This is a genomic window from Mogibacterium pumilum, from assembly GCF_002243385.1.
Classification (GTDB): Bacteria; Bacillota; Clostridia; order Peptostreptococcales; family Anaerovoracaceae; genus Mogibacterium; species Mogibacterium pumilum.
Map to the genome: position 1 here is coordinate 1,679,773 of NZ_CP016199.1, position 1,541 is coordinate 1,681,313.

Here is a 1,541-nt window from a genome sequence, read left to right on the forward strand (position 1 = left end):
AAAGGACGGAGATTTAACCATGATTAGTTAAATTCTCCGTCCTTTGTTGTTCCTCAATGTTATCTTTAGAGTGCGAATCAAAGAGTACAGAAAGGAACCAGTACATGAAAGATATTATCATAAAGCTTTTTAACATGGAACCTTCAGACATTGAGCAGTTTGAAGTTATACCATGCGGAAGTGTTATGCAATGTAACATAACACTTCAACACAGACCAACTCCGTGTCCATCCTGTGGCAAAATATCAAGAAGGGTTCACGACTATTACAGGCGCACACTCAAGCATGCCGTTCTTGTTGAAAATGACTTGATTGTTGTTTACAGAAAAAGACGTTACTATTGTACAGCTTGTCAAAAGCATTTCCCAGAAAACAATCCATTCTCCTTACCTGGAAAAAGAATCTCGCAAGCAACTGTTATTCGTATTATGAAATTGCTTAAGCGTGAATCAATAACTTTCTCTACTGCTGCAAAACTTACAGATGTCAGTATAACAACAGTTATGAAGGTGTTTGATGAACACGCTGGCATAGCCACAGTTCCCTTCCCTCGCTGCCTGTGTATTGATGAGGTATACGTAAGCAAATATCTACAGACAGAATATGCTTGTGTTCTTCTAGACTTTGATACTGGGGCAATTTATGACCTCATTCCTTCGAGAAAGAAGGATGAACTCTCTTCCTACTTCTCAAATATCAACAAAGGTACACGTAACTATGTTAAATACATAAGCATCGACATGTGGGAGAATTATCGTGACTTAGCACATCGGTATTTCCCAAACGCATTGGTATGTGTCGACAGTTTCCATGTGGTTAAAAATGTAAATTATGCATTTGATAAGGTTCGTATCAGAATTATGAATTCACATGATAGGGCTAGTGAGGAATACAGACTACTTAAAAGATTTCACTGGCTGCTTAAAAAATCGCGAGATAACATTGATTTTGAAAGCATAATTAATCTTCATCGCTACTACTACATCGTAGGTTCTAAGTATATTTCGCCAGAAGCTCTAATTAACAGACTTCTCGAAATAGATCCCGAACTTGAAATTGCCTATGCGTTGAAATGCGATTATGACGAAATCAACTCCATTGCAACATATCACAACGCAGGCAGATACATTGATAAATACATCGAAGATCTCCACGTTTATGGGATACCGGAATTTATTCCAATTTCTAAAATGTTAAAGAATTGGAAGTATGAGATTGTTAACAGCTTCTTGACCTACAGAGGCAGGAGAATATCAAACGGACAGATAGAATCTATGAATTCAAGAATCAAACTAATCAAGCGTAATGCTAATGGGTACAAGAACTTCTATCGTTTCAGGCTTAGATGTCTATATACCCTTAACAAGCACTCATCCACCAAATTCTAATCAGTAACTGAGCAAAAGCCACTCTTCGATTCCAATTAAAAAGACGATAATCAATTCAATGTGTAAAAATGATTATCGTCTTTCTTTTTTCATAAAACACCCCAAACTTCGTTAAAGGTGATTTTTACAAAACCCCTAAAAAGTTTATAGAGC

At 36.7% G+C, this 1,541-nt stretch carries 1 protein-coding gene; it reads left to right on the forward strand.

Translation table 11 applies throughout. From position 1 onward, the window contains the following. Positions 1-104 precede the first annotated feature (104 nt). Positions 105-1,388 carry an ISL3 family transposase gene (locus AXF17_RS08035; protein WP_157682585.1) on the forward strand — a complete coding sequence of 428 codons (1,284 nt, stop codon included), beginning with the start codon at positions 105-107 and terminating at the stop codon, positions 1,386-1,388. Positions 1,389-1,541: the final 153 nt, after the last annotated feature.